Annotated in this window: 16 protein-coding genes; 5 read left to right on the forward strand and 11 right to left on the reverse strand. The window is 66.2% G+C overall.

The window, feature by feature from the left end:
* Window positions 1-2: 2 nt before the first annotated feature.
* The 3 genes from F474_RS21655 to speA all read left to right on the forward strand — a co-directional run bounded on the left by F474_RS21655 (window position 3) and on the right by speA (window position 3044).
* The gene (locus tag F474_RS21655) at window positions 3-542 is read left to right on the forward strand and encodes an NUDIX hydrolase (protein ID WP_097089197.1); all 540 of its coding nucleotides are present in this window, start codon (window positions 3-5) and stop codon (window positions 540-542) included.
* Window positions 543-635: 93 nt separating this feature from the next.
* Entirely contained in the window at window positions 636-1007 is a 372-nt protein-coding gene (locus tag F474_RS21660) for a translation initiation factor Sui1 (protein WP_097089199.1), read from the forward strand.
* 123 nt (window positions 1008-1130) lie between these two features.
* Window positions 1131-3044 (forward strand): arginine decarboxylase, encoded by a 1914-nt coding sequence (gene speA, locus F474_RS21665; RefSeq protein ID WP_097089201.1) that lies wholly within the window; start codon window positions 1131-1133, stop codon window positions 3042-3044.
* Between the two features lie 166 nt (window positions 3045-3210).
* On the opposite strand, the gene F474_RS21670 is transcribed toward speA, so the two are convergent.
* Window positions 3211-4545: an MATE family efflux transporter gene (locus F474_RS21670; protein ID WP_097089203.1), complete on the reverse strand. Its 1335-nt coding sequence runs from the start codon at window positions 4543-4545 to the stop codon at window positions 3211-3213.
* Between the two features lie 100 nt (window positions 4546-4645).
* On the opposite strand from F474_RS21670, the gene F474_RS21675 reads away from it, so the two are divergent.
* On the forward strand, window positions 4646-9604 hold the full coding sequence (locus F474_RS21675; RefSeq protein ID WP_097089205.1) for an alpha-2-macroglobulin: 4959 nt from the start codon (window positions 4646-4648) through the stop codon (window positions 9602-9604).
* 40 nt (window positions 9605-9644) lie between these two features.
* Here the strand turns inward: F474_RS21675 and F474_RS21680 are convergent, their stop codons facing one another.
* Complete coding sequence (locus tag F474_RS21680; RefSeq protein ID WP_097089207.1) at window positions 9645-9938, reverse strand: hypothetical protein; 294 nt, start codon at window positions 9936-9938, stop codon at window positions 9645-9647.
* Window positions 9939-10030: 92 nt separating this feature from the next.
* Here F474_RS21680 and pbpC point away from each other — a divergent pair, with 92 nt between their 5' ends.
* Complete coding sequence (pbpC, locus tag F474_RS21685; RefSeq protein WP_097089274.1) at window positions 10031-12349, forward strand: peptidoglycan glycosyltransferase PbpC; 2319 nt, start codon at window positions 10031-10033, stop codon at window positions 12347-12349.
* Here pbpC and F474_RS21690 read toward each other — a convergent pair.
* The 9 genes from F474_RS21690 to F474_RS21730 form a co-directional block, all read right to left on the reverse strand.
* A complete protein-coding gene (locus tag F474_RS21690; RefSeq protein ID WP_097089209.1) occupies window positions 12346-12813 on the reverse strand; it encodes an A24 family peptidase in 468 nt (155 codons plus the stop codon). The genes pbpC and F474_RS21690 overlap by 4 nt on opposite strands.
* Window positions 12814-12965: 152 nt before the next feature.
* A complete protein-coding gene (locus tag F474_RS21695; protein WP_097089211.1) occupies window positions 12966-13520 on the reverse strand; it encodes a DUF4136 domain-containing protein in 555 nt (184 codons plus the stop codon).
* A gap of 19 nt (window positions 13521-13539) precedes the next feature.
* Window positions 13540-14136 carry a DUF4136 domain-containing protein gene (locus F474_RS21700; protein WP_097089214.1) on the reverse strand — a complete coding sequence of 199 codons (597 nt, stop codon included), beginning with the start codon at window positions 14134-14136 and terminating at the stop codon, window positions 13540-13542.
* A 3-nt stretch (window positions 14137-14139) separates the two neighbouring features.
* On the reverse strand, window positions 14140-14904 hold the full coding sequence (locus tag F474_RS21705; protein ID WP_097089215.1) for a methyltransferase domain-containing protein: 765 nt from the start codon (window positions 14902-14904) through the stop codon (window positions 14140-14142).
* Window positions 14901-15206 carry a MazG-like family protein gene (locus F474_RS21710; protein WP_097089217.1) on the reverse strand — a complete coding sequence of 102 codons (306 nt, stop codon included), beginning with the start codon at window positions 15204-15206 and terminating at the stop codon, window positions 14901-14903. Before F474_RS21710 ends, F474_RS21705 begins: the two co-directional genes overlap by 4 nt.
* A gap of 72 nt (window positions 15207-15278) precedes the next feature.
* The gene (locus F474_RS21715; protein ID WP_097089219.1) at window positions 15279-15866 is read right to left on the reverse strand and encodes a LysE family translocator; all 588 of its coding nucleotides are present in this window, start codon (window positions 15864-15866) and stop codon (window positions 15279-15281) included.
* 73 nt (window positions 15867-15939) lie between these two features.
* Window positions 15940-16767 carry an AraC family transcriptional regulator gene (locus F474_RS21720; protein ID WP_097089221.1) on the reverse strand — a complete coding sequence of 276 codons (828 nt, stop codon included), beginning with the start codon at window positions 16765-16767 and terminating at the stop codon, window positions 15940-15942.
* Between the two features lie 33 nt (window positions 16768-16800).
* Window positions 16801-17670: a MaoC/PaaZ C-terminal domain-containing protein gene (locus F474_RS21725; RefSeq protein ID WP_097089223.1), complete on the reverse strand. Its 870-nt coding sequence runs from the start codon at window positions 17668-17670 to the stop codon at window positions 16801-16803.
* Between the two features lie 2 nt (window positions 17671-17672).
* A complete protein-coding gene (locus F474_RS21730) occupies window positions 17673-19025 on the reverse strand; it encodes a 3-oxoacyl-ACP reductase (RefSeq protein ID WP_097089225.1) in 1353 nt (450 codons plus the stop codon).
* Window position 19026 lies beyond the last annotated feature (1 nt).

Consider the following 19026-nt stretch of genomic DNA (forward strand, 5'->3'; position numbering starts at 1 on the left):
CGATGCCGCTGAGCGAACGGGAAGCGGCCCACCGGGCTGCTTCCGACGCCGAACGTATCGCCTGGGTCGATGAGCATGACCGCCTGCTGGGTGCGCTGCCCCGAGCGGAACTGCGCGACCGCGGGCTGATCGGCCGCGGCACGTTCATCTTGTTGTTCAACGGGGCTGGCGAGCTGTGTGTGCAGCAGCGCACGTTGAGCAAGGCGGTATACCCCGGTTACTGGGACGTTGCAGCCGGCGGGATGGTGCAGGCCGATGAGAGTTACGCGTTGTCGGCGGCCCGTGAGCTGGAGGAGGAGCTCGGCGTGTCAGGCGTGGTGCTCAATGAGCACGGCCGCTTTCTGTTCAGCGGGCCGGGTAATCGGCTCTGGTGCGCAGTTTTTTCCGCCTGCTGGGACGGGCCGCTGCGGTTGCAGCCCGAAGAGATCAGCCAAGCGCGTTTCATGACCCTGCGCCAGATCGAACAACGCGCCCCTAACGAGCCCTGGTGCCCCGATTCGCTGCTGGCGCTGGAGCGCTATCTCGCCTCCAAGGTCGCATAAAGCCGGCAAAATGCCGCGATTGTGTACTTAGCAGTGGCCGGCTTTGCCGTTAAACTGCGCGGCCTTACACCTGTCAACGCGCAAGGGGCGCCGATGGCCAACAAAGCCTCATCCTTCGCGGCCCTGGGCGGCCTCGTCTACTCCACCGACAGCGGCCGGCATTGCCCCGATTGCGGCAAGCCGGTGGCCGAGTGCATCTGTGGCCAACCGCAGGTGCCCGACGGCGACGGTATCTGCCGCGTACGCCGTGAAACCAAAGGCCGTGGGGGCAAAACCGTCACCACGGTCAGTGGCGCGCCTTTGGCCGGAGAGGCCCTCAAGGCGCTCGCCACGTCTCTGAAGAAGCGTTGCGGCACCGGCGGTGCCCTCAAGGATGGGGTGATCGAGATTCAGGGCGATCATGTTGACGTGCTATTGGCCGAGCTGGCCAAGCAGGGGCTCAAGGCCAAGAAGGCCGGCGGCTGAAGCAACCTTGGGGCAGCGCCTGGGGTCTACCCAATGGCCTGCCCGACATGCACAGGGTAATTCTGTTATTCCCCGCGCGGCGCGTGCCGCAGCGGGGCCTTGGACCTGATACAGGGGGCTTCGATGTCCGTACGACGCACACGCAAAGACGATGGCAGCCAGTGGACCGTGGCCGACAGCCGTGGGGTCTATGGCATTCGGCACTGGGGTGCCGGCTATTTCGCGATCAACGAGGCCGGGCGCGTGGAAGTGCGCCCCAATGGGCCGGATAGCCAACCGATCGACCTTTACGACCAGGTCAACGAACTGTGCAAAAGCGGCCTGTCGCTGCCACTGCTGGTGCGGTTCCCCGATATTCTCCAGCACCGGGTGCGAGCGCTCACGGGGGCCTTCGACGACAACATCGCGCGGTTGGGCTATCAGAGCGCCTACACCGCGCTGTACCCGATCAAGGTCAACCAGCAGGAAGCGGTGGTGGAGAACATCATCGCTACGCAGAACGTTTCCATTGGCCTAGAGGCCGGCTCCAAGCCCGAGCTGCTCGCCGTGCTGGCGCTGGCGCCCAAGGGTGGCACCATCGTCTGCAACGGCTACAAGGACCGCGAGTTCATCCGCCTGGCCCTGATCGGTCAGAAGCTCGGCCACAGCGTGTTCATCGTGATCGAGAAGGAGTCCGAGGTCGGGCTGGTGATCGAGGAGGCCACTGAGCTTAAAGTGCAGCCGCAGATCGGCCTGCGCGTGCGGTTGTCGTCGCTTTCATCGAGCAAGTGGGCCGATACCGGTGGTGAGAAGTCCAAGTTCGGCCTGTCGGCGGCCCAGTTGATCTCCGTGGTCGATCGGTTTCGCGCCGCTGGGCTGGAGCAGGGCATTCGCCTGCTGCACTTTCACATGGGGTCGCAGATCGCCAACCTGGCCGACTACCAGCAGGGTTTCAAAGAGGCGATTCGCTATTACGGCGAGCTGCGCGCCCTCGGCCTGCCCATGGACCACATCGACGTGGGCGGCGGCCTGGGTGTGGATTACGACGGCACCCACTCGCGCAATGCCAGTTCCATCAACTACGACATCGACGATTACGCCGGTGTGGTGGTGGGCATGCTCAAGGAATTCTGCGATGCGCAGGGCATCCCGCACCCGCACATCTTCTCCGAAAGTGGCCGGGCGCTGACCGCGCACCATGCCATGTTGGTGATGCAGGTGACCGATGTGGAGCGCCACAACGACGCCCCGCCGGAACTGCCCAGCCGCGACGAGCTACCGCCGACGCTGCAATGGCTGGCCGACCTGCTGGGGCCGGTCGATCCGGAAATGGTCACCGAAATCTACTGGCGTGCCACCCATTACCTGGGCGACATCGCGGCTCAGTACGCCGATGGCAAGGTCACGCTGGCGCAGAAGGCCCTGGCCGAGCAGTGCTACTTTGCCGTGTGCCGCAAGCTGCACAACATGCTCAAGGCGCGGCAACGTTCGCACCGAGTGATCCTGGACGAGCTCAACGACAAACTGGCCGACAAGTACATCTGCAACTTCTCGGTGTTCCAGAGCCTGCCCGACACGTGGGCGATCGACCAAGTGCTGCCGATTTTGCCGCTGCACCGGCTCGATGAAGAGCCGGTGCGCCGCGCGGTGCTGCAAGACCTGACCTGCGACTCGGACGGCAAGATCAAGCAGTACGTTGACGAGCAAAGCATCGAGACCAGCTTGCCGGTGCACCCGGTGAACCCGGGCGAGGACTACCTGCTGGGCGTGTTCCTGGTGGGCGCTTACCAAGAGATTCTCGGGGACATGCACAACCTGTTCGGTGACACCGACTCGGTGAACATCTACCAGACCCCGAGCGGCAGCGTGTACCACGCCGGCATCGAGACCCACGACACCATCGAGGACATGCTGCGCTACGTGCACCTTTCGCCTGAAGAGCTGATGACGCATTACCGCGACAAGGTCGCCAGTGCGCAGATCAGCGCGCGCGAGCGCACGCAGTATCTGGATGCACTTCGATTGGGGCTGACGCGGTCGTCTTATCTGTCGCCTTGAGGGGGGGCAGGGCGTCGCCGGGTAGATTGCACGTCGCCCGGCAAGCCGGCCTCCCACTGGAGTTCAGCCTGTGGTAGGGCAGCACGTCGCCCGGCGAGCCAGCCTCCCACTGAAGTTCAGCCCGTGGGAGGGCGGCTTGCCGCGCGATGCTTGCTCAAGCGCCAAGTCAAACCCAGCGCTTGTGCACATCCAGCCGCCACGCCACCCATCCCAGGGTGATGCCTCGCAGGGCCATGAACCACAGAAAACTGATCCACAACCCATGGTTGCCCAGGCCCATCGTTGCCAGCGCAACGGGCGCCGCCAGCGCCACGCTCGCCAGCATGGTGTTGCGCATTTCCCGCGCCCGGGTGGCGCCGATGAACAGCCCGTCCAGCAGGTAACTCCATACTGCTACCAGAGGCAGCAGCGCCAGGTATGGCAGGTACGCACCCGCCGCTTCGCGCACGCTGGGGATGTCTGTCTGCAAGGTAATGAACGGGCCGCCAGCAACCAGGAAGAACAGCGCAAAGGCGATACTTGCCAGCAACGACCAGCCAGCACTGACCACCAGCGCTCGACGCAAGCCGGTGCGGTCGCGCGCGCCGATGGCATGGCCGCACAGGGCTTCTACCGCATGGGCCAAGCCGTCCAGCGCCTGCGCGGTCAGCACCAGGCCATTGAGCAACAGGGCATTGGCCGCCACCGTCGCGTCGCCAAGGCGCGCGCCCTGCACCGTGATCAGAAAGAAAACCCCTTGTAGCGCCAGGCTACGCAGGAAGATATCCCGATTCACTGCCAGCAGCGGCCTCCAGCTCGCCCAGCGCCTGAGCGGCGCCCAGGCCAATTGCCCGGGCCAGGCGCGCAGGGCCGGCCGCGCCAGGGCCAGGCCCAGCACGAGGGCGGCCCACTCGGCCACCACCGACGCCCAGGCAGACCCCTGAACCCCCCAGCCCAGCCCGAGCACCAGGTAGAGGTTGAGCACGATGTTCAAGCCATTGGTACTGAGCATGATCCACAGCGGCGCGCGGGCGTTGCCGGTGCCCAGGAACCAGCCCGTCAGCGCATAGCCGCCCAGTGTGGCCGGGAGCGCCATCAAACGGATGTACAGGAATGCCAGGGCGCTTTGCTCGAGCGCCGCGCTGGGGTTCATCCACAGCAGCGCCCAGCTGGCCAGTGGCACCGCCAGCGCCCCCAGTAACAGCGAGAACGCCAACGCCAGCGCCAGGCCCTGCGCCAGGATCTGCCGCAATGCCGTGCCGTCTCCACGGCCGGCGGCCTGGGCAGTGAAACCGGTGGCGCCCATCCGTAGAAAGCCGAACGCCCAGGCCAGCAGGTTGAACAGGCTCGCGCCCACCGCCACGGCGCCCAGCTGGTGGGCGTGAGGCAGATGGCCGATCACCGCGCTGTCTACCAGGGCGACCAGGGGCACCGAGATGTTGGAAAGAATCATGGGCGCCGCAAGGGCCCAGACTCGGCGGTGCGTAGGGCGGTGCTGCCAGTCCTGGTACATGAAATTCATCGGTTTATTCAGGTTGATTGATTTTACGCGGCCGCCAGTAAAAAGATCTTCCCATGAGATATAGTTGCCGCCGTTTTGGTACCAGCCTGAAGAGGGATTCATGTTCAACAAGGGATTGTTGCTGGTGTGCGCACTGGCGCTGCTCAGTGCTTGCGATTCGTCCAGCTCCGGCAAGCCGCCTGCAAAGGCCCAGACCCCGGTCGCCGCTCAGGCCCAGGTGCCCGAAGGCAAGCCGGCTGCGGCGCCAGCCGATACTGCCGCGCTGGCCAAGCGATATGCCAACCGTGACCTGGCGGTTTCCGACGTTTCGGAAGTGCAGCTCGATGGCGCAAGCGCCCTTTCGGTCACCTTCAGCGTGCCGCTCGATCCCAAGGCCGATTACGCCAGCCACCTGCACCTGGTCGATACCGTCAGCGGCAAGGTCGATGGTGCGTGGGAGCTCTCCGACAATCTCATGGAGGCGCACCTGCGCCACCTGGAGCCCAAGCGCAAGCTGGTGCTGACCGTCGACGCCGGCTTGCGCGCGGTCAATGGCAAGGCACTGCCCAGTGAATACTCCGCGCGCCTGGAAACCCGCGACCTGCAAGCCACCGTAGGCTTCGCCAGCCGTGGCTCGCTGCTGCCCACCCGGCTCGCCGAGGGCCTGCCGGTGATCGCGCTCAACGTCGACCGTGTAGACGTAGACTTCTTCCGCATCAAGCCCGAGCAGGTGCCGGCCTTTCTCGCCCGCTGGGGGCGTGGCAGCGCACTGGAGTACTACGAATCCAAGGACCTGCTGGGCATGGCCGAGCTGGTCTATACCGGCCGTTTCGACCTCAACCCTGCACGCAACACCCGTGAGAACCTCATGCTGCCGCTCTCGGGCGTCAAGCCTCTGCAGGAAACCGGCCTGTACCTGGCGGTGATGCATGCCGCCGGCACCTACAACTACTCGCAGCCTGCGACTTTGTTCAGCCTGAGCGACATCGGCCTCTCGGCTCACCGCTACCAGAAACGCCTGGACGTGTTCACCCAGGCCCTGGAAGGCGGCAAGGCCCTGGGCGGGGTGGAGGTGGAACTGCTCGACGCCGAAGGCCATTCCCTGGCCCTGGGCAAGACCGACAGCGACGGCCACGCGCAGCTGCCCTTGGGGCCCAAGGCCGATGTGCTGCTGGCGCGCCAGGACGGCCAGACCAGCCTGTTGCGCTTGAACAGCGCTGCGCTCGACCTTGCCGAATTCGACATCGCCGGCCCTGCCGCACACCCGCTTCAGTTCTTCGTGTTCGGCCCGCGCGACCTCTACCGCCCTGGCGAAACCGTGCTGATCAATGGCCTGCTGCGCGACAGCGACGGCAAGCCGACCAAAGCGCAACCGATCACCGTGGAAGTGCGCAAGCCCGACGACCAGGTCAGCCGCAAGTTCGTCTGGGAGGCAGGCGACAACGGCCTGTTCCAGTACGCGCTACCCCTGGCGGGGGAAGCCCCGACCGGGCGCTGGCAGTTGCTGTTCGACCTGGGCGACGGCCGCCCGCAGGTGTATGAATTCCAGGTCGAAGACTTCCTCCCCGAGCGCATGGCGCTCGAACTCAAGGGCAGCGACACCCCCATCGCGCCGGCCGACACCGCGCAGATCATGGTCGAAGGCCGCTACCTGTACGGAGCACCCGCCTCGGGCAACCGCCTGAGCGGGCAGATCTACGTGCGCCCTCTGCGCGAGGCAGTGCCCGCGTTGCCGGGCTATGAGTTCGGTTCGATCACCGAAGAGCAGCTCAAGCAGGACCTGGAGCTGGAAGAAAGCGCGCTGGGCGATGACGGCACCGCCCAGATCGATATCGAAAGCCAGTGGGCCGAGGCGCAGTCGCCGCTGCAGATCATCGTCCAGGCCAGTTTGCAGGAGGCCGGAGGCCGCCCGATCACTCGCACCTTCAAGCAACCGGTATGGCCGGCTGAGCGCCTGCCGGGCATCCGCCCGCTGTTCAGTGCAAGTGGCAGTGATGAATACAGCGAAGAAGACGACACCGACGCCATGCCGCACATCGATGGCGATGGCCCCGCCGAATTCGAGATCCTGGTCGCCGACCCCGAAGGCCACAAGCTTGCAGCCAAGGGGGTGAAGGTCCGGCTGATCCGCGAGCGTCGCGATTACTACTGGAACTACTCCGACAGCGACGGCTGGAGCTACAACTACAACGCCAAGTACCTGAACCTGAGCGAAGACCGCTACGACATCGCCAAGGACGGTACCGTGAAGGTCAACTTCCCGGTGGAGTGGGGCCCGTACCGGGTTGAAGTCGAAGACCCGGAAACCGGGATGGTCAGCAGCCTGCGCTTCTGGGCCGGCTATGCCTGGCAGGACAACACCGACGGCGGAGCGGTACGCCCCGATCAGGTCAAGCTCGCCCTCGACAAACCCGCCTATGCCGATGGCGAGACGGCCACCGTGACCGTCACTCCACCGGCGGCCGGCAAAGGCTATCTGATGGTCGAATCCGCCGAAGGCCCGTTGTGGTGGCAAGAGATCGACGTACCCGCCGAGGGCAAGGCGTATTCGGTGAAAATTGACCCGAAATGGCAGCGCCATGACCTCTACCTGAGCGCCCTGGTGGTCCGCCCTGGCGAGCGCAAGGCCAATGTCACGCCCAAACGTGCCGTGGGCTTGCTGCACCTGCCGCTGGACCGCAACGCACGCAAGCTGGCGGTGAACCTCGACGCACCTTCGACCATGCGGCCCAAGCAGCCGCTGAAGGTGAAAGTGGCTGTTAAAAATGCTGATGGCAGCCCGGCCAAGCAAGCTTACGTACTGGTGTCGGCGGTGGATGTGGGCATTCTCAACATCACCAATTTCGCCACCCCCGATCCGTTCACCGGCATGTATGGCCGCAAAGCCTACGGGGCCGACCAGTTGGATGTGTATGGCCAGTTGATCGAGGGCGGTGGCCGCGTGGCAAGCCTGGCCTTCGGCGGCGACGCCGGCATGGCCAAGGGCGGCAAGCGCCCGGATACCAGCGTAACCATCGTCGCCCAGCAGGCCGTGCCGGTGCAGCTCGATGCCAATGGCCAAGGCGAGGTGAGTGTCGACATCCCCGACTTCAACGGCGAACTGCGGCTGATGGCCCAGGCCTGGAGTGGCGATCACTTCGGTGTCGCCCAGGCCAAGACGGTGGTGGCAGCGCCCTTGGTGACCGAGCTCTCGGCACCGCGCTTTCTTGCAGGCGGCGACCGTGCACAGGTGGCGTTGGACCTGACCAACCTCTCCGGCAGAGCGCAAACCCTCACCCTCAACCTGACGGCCAGCGGCTTGCTGTCGCTGCCTGACGCAGCGCCGCGCAGCATCAAACTGGCCCAGGGCCAGCGCACTACGCTGCGATTCCCGGTGCTGGCGGCTGGCGGTTTTGGCGAAGGCCAGCTGCAGGTGGCGGTGAACGGCCTCGACCTGCCAGGTGAGCCGGCCCAGGTGTTCAGCCGCGAATGGAAGATTGGCGTACGCCCAGCTTACCCTGCCGTGCAACGCCACTACCGCGCGGTGCTCAAGGACGGCGAATGGCGCCTGCCCGAGGGCGAGCTCGAGGCCTTCGAGCCGGCCGGCCGCCAGGCCTTGCTGAGCCTCTCCAGCCGACCGCCGCTGAACCTCGGTGAACAGATCAGCGAGCTCAAGGCCTACCCCTATGGCTGCCTTGAGCAAACCACCAGTGGCCTGTACCCCTCGCTGTACGCCGATGCCGCAACCCTCAAACGGCTAGGCCTGAAAGGCGACTCGCAGGCCGACCGTGAACGCAAGGTGGAGCTGGGCATCGAGCGCCTGCTTGGCATGCAGCGTTACAACGGCAGCTTTGGCCTGTGGACCTCCGACAGCCCCGAGGAGTATTGGCTGACGGCGTACGTCACTGACTTTCTGCTGCGCGCCCGCGACCAGGGCTTTGCGGTACCGGCCGATGCGCTGAAGAAAGCCAGCGAGCGGCTGCTGCGCTACGTGCAGGAGCCGAACCTGATCGAGATCGACTACAGCGACGACACCGAGGCCACTCGCTTTGCCGTGCAGGCCTACGCCGGGCTGGTGCTTGCGCGCAGCCAACAGGCGCCGCTCGGGGCGCTGCGGGCGGTGTTCGAGCGCCGTGACCAGGCCCGCTCGGGCCTGCCGCTGGTGCAACTGGCCATCGCGCTCCAGAAGATGGGCGACCAGCCGCGTTCGCAACAGGCGTTGCAGGCAGGCCTGGCGGTATCGCGCAAACCCAACGCATGGCTGCACGACTACGGCTCGCCGTTGCGCGACCAGGCCTTGATCCTTTCGCTGCTTCAGGAAAACAACCTTGCAAATGGCCAGGTCGACGAGCGCCTGTTCGCACTGGCGGACCAGGTGGCGGCCAATCGCTGGCTGTCGACTCAGGAGCGCAACTCGCTGTTCCTGGCCGGGCGCGAGTTGCTGAACAAGGACGAAAAACCGTGGAAGGGTGAGCTGGACGTGGCTGGGCAGGTTCAAGCTGTTTCCAACAGCCAGCCCGGCATCCGCTTGGAAGGCACAGGGCTCGCATCACCATTGGCACTGCGCAACACCGGCAGCGAAACCCTCTACCAGCAACTCACGATCTCCGGCTACCCCGTGCAGGCGCCGACGCCAGTGTCGAACAACCTGTCGATCAGCCGTGATTACCTGAGCCTCAATGGCCGGCCGCTGAACCTGGCGCAGGTCAAGAGCGGCGACCTGGTGCTGGTGCATCTGGCAGTGAAAGCCACCCAACGTGTGCCGGACGCACTGGTGGTCGACCTGCTGCCGGCGGGCCTTGAAATCGAGAACCAGAACCTGGCCCAGAGTGCCGCCAGCCTCGACAACGCCAGCAGCAACGTGAAGGAATGGCGCGATGCGATGCAGAATGCCGACATTCGCCACCAGGAGGCCCGCGATGATCGCTTCATCGCAGCGCTGAACCTGGACGGCTATGGCACGACCCATCTGCTGTACCTGGCCCGGGCCGTCACGCCTGGCACCTACCGCGTGCCGCCGCCGCAAGTGGAGTCGATGTACCGGCCCAATCTGCAGGGCACCGGTGCGGTGCCGGGCGACCTGACCGTGCGCGGCAACTGAGGGGGCGTTCCCGCCGCAGGCCAGGCTTGCGGCGGGGCGCCTAGTGAATGATCCAGCTCAGCAACCAAAGCCCCAGCAAGGCCCAGATGATGCCCAGCACGATGGAGGCGCGCATGAACGCGCGGACCGCCGCGTACAGCATGCACAGGCCCACTATCAGTGCCAGGATGCTGATGAGCGAGGTGTCCATGCCCAAGGTACGGGCCAGACCTTCGACAAAGTTGCCGCCGGCGTTGGCCAGGCCGCTGAACACCCAGCTCAGGGCGTCGACGATCCCGCGGATGATCGCGCCCAGGGCCTGGCCAAGCCATTCGAAAAAGCCTTCTACATGCATGTTGTCATCCTGATCGAACCTCCGGCACCTGCGCCGGAGTTGCTCCTTTGGCCGCAGCGGCCATGGGCGAGTTCCCCAGTGGCGGTGGCGCCATGAAATGGCTGCGCCGGTTCGCCGTTGGCGCGGCGGCGTTGCTTGCGGCGTTATGGCTGGCTGATCGGATCTGGCCGCTGCCTTTGCCGGGCGATGACATGGCGCGCGTGGTGCTGGCCGAGGACGGCACGCCTTTGTGGCGTTTCGCTGACAGCGAAGGGGTATGGCGCTACCCGGTGACGGTTGAACAGGTGTCGCCGCTTTACCTGGATGCGCTGCTCACCTACGAGGACCGCTGGTTCTACGAGCACCCCGGGGTCAACCCGCTGGCGTTGGGCCGAGCGCTCTGGCAGAACCTTACCGGCGGGCACATCGTCTCCGGCGGCAGCACCTTGTCGATGCAGGTAGCGCGCCTGCTCGACCCTCACTCTCGTACCTTTGCCGGCAAGCTGCGACAGCTGTGGCGCACTGCACAACTGGAGTGGCACCTGTCCAAGCGCGAGATCCTCGCCCTGTATCTGAACCGCGCACCGTTTGGTGGCACGCTGCAAGGCGTGGCCGCCGCCAGCTGGGCGTACCTGGGCAAGCCGCCGAGCCAGCTGACCCCGGCCGAGGCGGCCATGCTTGCGGTGTTGCCTCAAGCGCCCAGCCGGTTGCGCCCCGACCGGCACCCCGAGCGCGCACAACAGGCGCGTGACAAGGTATTGCTGCGGCTGCAGGCTTTTGGCGTATGGTCGCCCAAGGTGGTCGCCGATACCTTGCAGGAGCCTGTTTGGTTGGCACCGCGCCAGGAACCGGCGCTGGCGCCCTTGCTCGCCAGGCGGCTGAACGTACCGGGCAGCCCGGAGCTGATCCGCACCACCCTCGATGCACCGCTGCAGCGCCGCCTGGAAGACCTGCTGCTGGGCTGGCGAGCGCGCCTCCCCTCACGCACCTCGGCCGCCGTGCTGGTGGTGGAAGCGCAGACCATGGCCGTGCGAGCCTACGTAGGCTCGGTAGACCTCAAAGACGCCAAGCGTTTTGGCCATGTCGACATGGTGCAAGCCACCCGTTCCCCAGGCTCGACGCTCAAACCCTTTCTCTACGGCATGGCCATCGATGCTGGGCTGATTCACTCTGAATCCTTGCTCCAGGACGTGCCGCGCCGCTACGGCGACTACCGCCCCGGCAACTTCGATTCAGGTTTCAGCGGCCCGGTGGCGGCCAGCTCCGCACTTTCGCTGTCACTGAACTTGCCCGCTGTGCAACTGCTGGAGGCGTTGGGGCCCAAGCGCTTCGACGGCCAACTGCGCAATGGCGGCCTGCAGTTGAGCCTACCCCAGGGCGCCCAGCCAAACCTGGCGTTGATTCTCGGTGGGGCCGGCACCCACCTCGACGATCTGGTAGGCGCCTACAGCGCGTTCGCCCGGGGCGGGCGCGCGGCGAACCTGCGTTTCCAGCCCCAGGACCTGCTGCGCGAGCGGCCCATGATGTCGCCCGGCGCGGCGTGGATCGTGCGGCGTATTCTCAGCGGCCACGCCCGGCCCGACCTGGACCCCACCGCCGCCCTGGCGCAACGCCAGACGCTGGCTTGGAAAACCGGGACCAGCTACGGTTTTCGGGATGCGTGGGCCATTGGGGTAGGGCCGCGCTTTCTGGTCGGGGTGTGGATAGGCCGGCCGGATGGTACGCCAGTGCCGGGCCAGTTCGGTTTGGCCTCGGCGGCGCCGTTGCTGCTGCAAGTGCATGACCTGCTCAGCAACCGCGATGCCCAGCGCGGCATCAACCCGCCTGCCGACCCTATCCCTCCCGGCGTTGGAGTGGCGGCGATCTGCTGGCCGTTGGGCCAGCCTCTGCCCCGGCAAGACCCTAACTGCCGGCGGCAGCGCTTCGCCTGGACCCTGGAGGGCACCACCCCACCCACGTTGCTTGCGGCAGACCAGCCCGCCGGCACCGGCCTTATGGAAAAGGTGTTCGTCAATGCCCAGGGGCTGCGCGTGGCCGCCAGTTGCCCGGGCGCGCAGCCGCGAGACATCGCCCTGTGGCCGGCGCCCCTGGAGCCCTGGCTACCCACCGCCGAGCGCCGCGCCGCGCGTATGCCAGCCGCCTCGGCCGACTGCCCACCCAGAAACCCTGGGCCATTGCCAGGGCTGTCGATCGTCGGCGTGCGCAACGGTGACTACCTGCGCCGCCCGGCCAGCAGCGCTGGGCCACTGCGCCTGGCGTTATCGGTGATCGGGGGGGCGGGGCACCGCTGGTGGTTCGTCGATGGAGCGCCTTGGGTGGACGGCGACAGCGACCGGCCGGTGACCCTGAGCCTTGAAAAAACCGGCCGCGTCGAAGTCAGCGTGCTGGACGAAGCAGGCCAAACCGCCCGTGTAGCGTTTGAAGTGCTCTAGACCCAGATCAAGGCCCCGACGAAACCCGCGAGCATGAAGGGGCTGAGCGGTGGGGCATCGCCAGGGTTAGGTGCCAGCGCAGCCAGGCGTTGTTTGACCTTGCGGCTCAGTGGCTTCCACAGCCGCTCCCCGAGCATCAGCCACGCAAGCACCAGCAGGAGGGCCCCGCAGACGGTGGCCAGCAGGTGCATGCGGTCGGTGGCCAGGGCCAGCGTGCCCAGCAATTTCACGTCAGCGCCGGCCAGCCGACCTGCGTGATACAGCGGCAGGGTCAGCAGCATGCTCAAGGCCAAGGCCCAGGCGCCTTCGGCGGCAGGGGCGCCAAGCCAGGTATGGCCGGTGCAGAACAGGTAAAGCAATGCACAGACCCCGCCCCCCAGCGTGAGGTTGTCGGCGACGCGCCGCAAGCGGACATCCTGCTCGGCACACAGGGCAAACCAGATCAGCAATACGAGGCTTTGCATGGCGCGCGCTATCCCTTACAAACCGTTACTACGCCCGCAGCAGGCGCCGCGGGCATCCTTGGCAGAGGCTCTTACCCCAAGCTCAGTACCGAATTGCATGGCCGTCAAGGGCGATGGTTTGCTTCTGGCGCGCCATCGCCCGGGCTTCAACGTCAGCGAGGCGGGTAATTGGCCAGGATGCGGTCAATGCCCCGACGAATGGTTTCGTTGCGTTGCGCCGGCGTGGCATTGGGGTTGAGCATTTGCTCGGTGCTGCCGCGCCACACCAGCTTGCCGTCCCGGCCATCGAGCAGGTCGACCTGCAGGGTGGTGACCTGGTAATCCAGGGTTCGAGTTTCCGCCCAGCCCGGTGCGCCCCACGGCCCACCCCAGTAGCCCCAGGGCCCGACAGGCTGGGTGGTGATCTGCTGCTGGCGATTGTCCACGATCAGGTAGGCCTGCACTTTCAGATCGCCCACGGCATTGGCGGCAGCGGGGCGCAGGCCACGTTGGTCGAGGCCGCTAGCCACGGCGTCGCGCACACGTTGCTCGGTCAGGTCGCTGCGCAAGCGAGGGTCGTCGGGGCGGTATTGCAGCGCTGGGGTTTGCCAGCTCCAGCTGCGATAAGCGGCAAAGTCACGGCTGGGGTCGTAATCCTTGGTGGCCATCGGTGCCTGGCATCCAGCCAGCACCGTGGTGAAGAACAGGGCAGTCAACAAACGGCGCATGATGGGTTCTCCGAAAGGCTCAACGCGGTGGATAGGCGCTCAGGGCTTTTCCTACGGCTGCGCGCAGAGCATCGGCGCGCTGGGATTGGCTGCCTTGGTTGGCAGTCTCGGCTTGGGTGTTCCAGACCTCTTGCAGGCTGCTGCCATCGAACAGGCGCAGACGAACCACCATTACCTGGTATTCGTAGGTGCGCACCACCGGTGGCGCATAATAGCCGCCCCCGTAGGGGCCGCCGTAATAAGGCCCACCGCCGTAGTAGCTGTCTTGCACCTGCCGCAGGCGGCGTTCGGTGACCACCTCGGCACTGACCCGCAGGCCCGGCATCGTTCCGATGCGAGCCGGGCGCAGGCCGCGCTGGTCGAGACCTTCGCTTACCGCTTCGGCGATTTCTTCAGGCGAGGCCAGGGCATTGCCGGCGGGCAGGTGGTCGTTGAGCCAGGCCCAGCTCTGGTAGCGGGAGTAGTCGCGGGGCGTGGCCGGGTAGGCGCTGGCGTCGAAGGTGCTGGCGGCCTGAGGCGGTGCTGGCGGCAGCGGCAATGAGCTGGCCACGTAGGGGTTTGGGCTCGAGCAGGCGGCGAGTGCCAGGCAGGCAAAAGCGAGCGGAAGGCGGTGCATGGGTTACTCCAGGCCGGCACTGCGCGGCCGGCAGATCCAGTGCAGATAGCGCCCAAGGCCTGCGAAGGCCGGGTGACGGCGGTGGGCCAACTCCATTTCCACCAGTTCGCCCAGCGGCGCCCTGGTTTGAAATTCATTGGGCATGTAGTCGTGGAACACCCTTACACCGCTACGGTGTTCGACCTGCCAGGCCTGCGCGAGTTGCGCTTCGAGCGCCCGTGGATCGACTGGCATCTGAGGGGTAAGGCTCTGCTTTTCCCCCGCCATGTTGTCGCTGCGCAACTTGCGAAAGTGCCCCTTGAGCAGGTTGCGGTACACCAGTGCGTCACGGTTGTAGAACGCCAGCGACAGCCACCCTTGCGGGTCGGTGAGCCGGTGCAGTGCAGGCAGGATTGCGAACGGGTCGCCCAACCATTCCAGCACGGCGTGGCACAGCACCAGGTCGAATGCCGGCAGCTCGGCCTCGGCCAGGCCTTGCCAGGGGGTGTGGATGAATTGCGCCTGGGCGCCGGCTTCGGCAAAGCGCTCGCGTGCGCCGTCGAGCATCGGCAGGGCCGGCTCGGCGAGGGTGACCTCATGCCCTTGTTGCGCCAGCCACAGGCTCATGTGGCCCAGCCCCGCGCCGATGTCGAGCACACGCAGCGGCCGCGATGGCAGCGCCTCGGCGAGGTCTGCCTGCAACACCGCTAGGCGGATCGCGCCCTTGGCACCGCCGTAGATCTTTTCGGCGAAGCGGGTGGCCAGTGCGTCGAAATGGCGGTCGCTCATCGGGCAAAGCGCCGTTCGCTGTCGGCCAGCTTGGCGCTGACCACTGTGTTCATGTCCAGCCCCAGTTCACTGCACAGCAGCAGCAGGTACAGCACCACGTCGCCGATCTCCTGGCCGGCATGGGCCAGTTGCTCAGGGGGGAGGCTGCGTGACTCGCTTTCGCTGAGCCACTGGAAGATTTCCACCAGCTCGGCCATCTCCACGCTGGCCGCCATGGCCAGGTTCTTGGGGCTGTGAAAGCGTTTCCAGTCGTTGGTATCGCGGATGCGGTGCAGGCGTTCGGTCAGGGCTTGAAGGTTCATCACATAGTCAATGGCAGGTGCGCCGCCGGCCGCGGCGCGATGGCCATAGCTTCCTCTGCCCAGGTGCCCGAATCAAGCGCGCAGCAACGCGCCCCAGGATGAAAGAAACAGCATGATCGCCAGGCTCCGATACATCCAGCGCAGGGCGCGCTCCGAGCGCAGCCAGCGCGCTGAGCCTGCGCCGAGCAGTGCCCAGCAGGCCATGCACGGCAGTGCGATCAGGAAGAACAGCAGCGAGAGGTGCAATACCTTGTGCGTGGGGTCGCTGCTGCCGGCCGTGAACACCCCGACGGTCGCCACGGCCATTACCCAGGTTTTGGGGTTGACCCACTGCAACGCGGCAGCGCCCCATAGCCCCAGGCGGCGCACACCGGTGCCGGTGTCGATCACGCCAGGCGCGTTGAACAGGCCCCAGGCCAGCCAGGTGAGCCAGGCCAAGCCCAGTACGGTCATCCCCAGTTGCACCCCGGGCAGGCGCAGCAGCGTCTGGCCCAGGCTGGTCCCCACCAGGCACACGACCAACGCCGCCCCGGCACAGGCGCCGAACACTGGCGCGACACTGGCGCGCAGGCCGAAGCGTGCACTGGTGCTGAGCACCAGCAAGTTGGTCGGGCCGGGGGTGATGGACGACACAAAGGCGAACAGCATGAAAGCGAGCATCGGCAGGCTCCGGTAAGGGCAGAGTGCTCAGGCTAAAGGCGGCGATGGCGTGGCGTCTGGAAGGTTTGGGCAGTCAGTTGTGGGCGTTGCGGTATTGGCCAGGGGTCAGGCCGTAGGCGCGCACGAACCAGCGGCCCAGGTGGCTCTGATCGGCGAACCCCAATTGCGCGGCCAGTTCGGCAGGCTCTGCCCCGGCGGCCAGGCGCTGGCGTGCAAGCGCCAGCCGCAACTGCACCAGGTAAGCATGGGGTGCAAGGCCGAAGGCCGCCTTGAAGGCACGGGTGAGGCGGTAGCGATCGACCCCGCAGGCCTGGGCCAGTGCTTCGAGGCTGAGGTCGGTGAAGGCATGGGCATGGATCACATCACGTGCACGCAGGGCCACTGCCGGCAGGCGCGGGTCGCGTTCATTGCGCTGGCGCCATTGCAGGTGCCGGGTGAGGCGTTCGAGCAGGCCGTCGACCGCCATTTGCCGGACGATGCGCAGTTCATTCTGGTGCAGAGCGTTGAAGGCGAAGATGGTCGCGCGGGCCAGCGCCGGGTCGTGCTGGAGGGTGTCGCCGAAACCGGGCAGGGCGCCGGGCGGTGCATGTTCGAACTGGCCAGCCAGATGCTGCTGCAGCCATGCAGGCTCCAGGTAGAGCATGCGGTAAGTAAAACCTTCGGCATCGGGTGCATCGCCGTCGTGGATTTCGCCCGGCTCGACGATGAAAGTCTTGCCTGGGGTGCTGTCATGGAGAATGTGCCTGCAGTTGAAGCGCTGGATGCCCTGCTCGGTGACCCCGACGAGGTAGCTGTCGTGCCAGTGTGGGTCGTAGGCCCGGCCTTCCCCGAAATGCGCGCGCAGCGTCTCGATGCCGGTGTCGGCGTCGCGGGCCAGGTCGATCCAGTGTTTGCTGTGCATGATCGGCAGTTAGCCAGCCACCCAGGGCGGCGTCTAGAAGATTTGTGCAGGCTCGCCCAAGGGCTGCCAGTATCCGGCCAGGTGCAGCGAGCCATCGCGGCCGGTCAGTGAGAACTGCCCTTGGTCGCCCTCGCCCCGGGCCTTGAGCACCACTTCGCTGGGCAATGCGATGGGCTTGAGAAACTGCCCATGAATCTCGCAAGCGGCCGTAGGCACCCTTGGGCCAAGTGCCGCCAGCGTGCGTGCCAGGGCCCACATGCCAGGGGCTATCGCCTGTTTGAAGCCGAACAGCCGCGCACCGGCCTGCCCGAGGTGGATCGGGTTGAAGTCGCCGGCCACCCTGGCATATTGGCGGCCGATGTGTTGATCGGCCAGCCAGCGGGCCACCTCATCCCCGACGAAGTCGGTCGGTAGCGGCTCTGCCAGGCTCTGCCCCTCTACCTGTGCCTGGCGGCAAAGCAAATCCGCTTCGGCTTCCCAGAGCAGGCCAAGGGCGTCGTCTATACGGGTGACCAGCGTGAAGACTGCGCCGTGTTCGTGTGGGCGCAAGCGTTGCAGGCTGACACTGGCGAGCACGCGGCTGACGCCCCCCAAAGGGCGGTGCAGGCGCAGCCGCTCGGCCAATTGCACCAAGCCGGTTAATGGGTAGGGGAAGCCCAGGCCGGTAAGCAACGCCAATTGCAGGTTGAACGCCAGCACCTGCGGGTAGGTTGCCGGCAGAATGCCGTCGTTATCGTAGCCGCATAGCTGGCGATAGGCGCCCAGCCTAATCGGGTCGGGCGCCAGCACGCAGCGCAGGCCGGTATCGGGCAGGGTGTTACCCGTCACGCGCTGGCGCAGCGCGGCCTTGGCATAGAGGCCGGCCAGGGCCGGCGGCGTCGAGAGGGTTTGCCATTGGGTCATGTTCAGGCCCCCAGGTAGCTGTGCCCGCACACCCGCAGCACCTGGCCACTGAGTGCACCACCTACCGGTTGTGCCAGCCAGGCCACCGCTTCAGCCACGTCCTGGGGTTGGCCGCCCTGGCCGAGCACATTCATGCGCCGGCCAGCCTCGCGCAGGGCGAAGGGCATTTGGTCGGTCATCTGGGTTTCGATGAAGCCCGGGGCGACCACCGAGATGCCAATGCCGCGCTCGCCAAGCCGGGGCGCCAGAGCATGAGCCAGCGCCACCAGCCCCGCCTTGCTGGCGGCGTAGTTGGCCTGCCCGCGATTGCCGCCAATGGCGCTAACAGAACCGAGCAGTACCACCCGGGCGTCATTGCGCAGGGTGCCGGCGGCGAACAATGCCTCAGTGATCAGGCGTGGAGCCTCCAGGTTGATAGCGATAACCGGTGCCCAGAGGTCTGGCGAGAGGTTGGCGACCGTTTTGTCGCGGGTGATGCCGGCATTGTGCACGAGGATGTCCAAGCCCTCGCCGAGGGCACTCACCAGCGTGGCTGGGGCGTCATCACTGGCGATGTCGAGCGCCAGGCTTTGGCCTCCCAGCCGCTGGGCCAGAGCATCGAGGTCGGCCTTGGCGCCGGGCAGGTCCACCAGCAAAAGCTTTGCCCCGTCGCGGGCGAGGGTTTCTGCGATGGCGGCACCGATACCACGAGCAGCCCCGGTCACCAGGGCCCGGCGGCCGGCCAGCGGCCGTACCCAGTCATCCGGGGCATGGGTGGTTGGCCGCAGGTGCAGCACCTGGCCGCTGATGTAGGCGCTTTTTGCCGACAGGAAGAACCGCAGGGCGCCTTCGAGTTGCGGCTCCGCCCCCTCGTCGATGTACAAGAGTTGGGCGGTGCCGCCGTCACGCAACTCTTTGGCCAGCGAACGGCTGAACCCCTCCAGCGCACGCTGGCTGATGTAGCCCTCGCTATCGCTAGCGGGGTCGGGCAAGCGCCCCAGAATCAGCACCCGGGCATTGCTCGCCAGGTGGCGCATCAACGGCTGGAAGAACTGCGGCAAGGCGCTCAGCTCGGCAGTGCACCGCAGCCCGCTGGCATCGAAGACGACCGCCTTGATCGGCGGGCTGCTATCGGGCTGCCATTGCTCCAGTGGTAGCGCTTGGTGTTGAAAGCCAAGTGCCAGAGGCGCCAGTGCTTTGCCAATGGTCGCGACTTCTGCCGAGAGCGGCCCTCCACCCACCAGCAGTGGGCCGCCGATCGCGCCCTGCTCACCGGGCTGCCAACGCTCCAGTGGTGCTGGCTGAGGTAAGCCCACCGCCCGGGCCAATGTGCGGCCGAACTGGGAATTGACGAATGTCAGGTAGGGATCGTTCATG

The sequence above is a fragment of the Pseudomonas sp. URIL14HWK12:I12 genome (genome assembly GCF_003097135.1).
In the GTDB taxonomy this organism is placed as follows: domain Bacteria; phylum Pseudomonadota; class Gammaproteobacteria; order Pseudomonadales; family Pseudomonadaceae; genus Aquipseudomonas.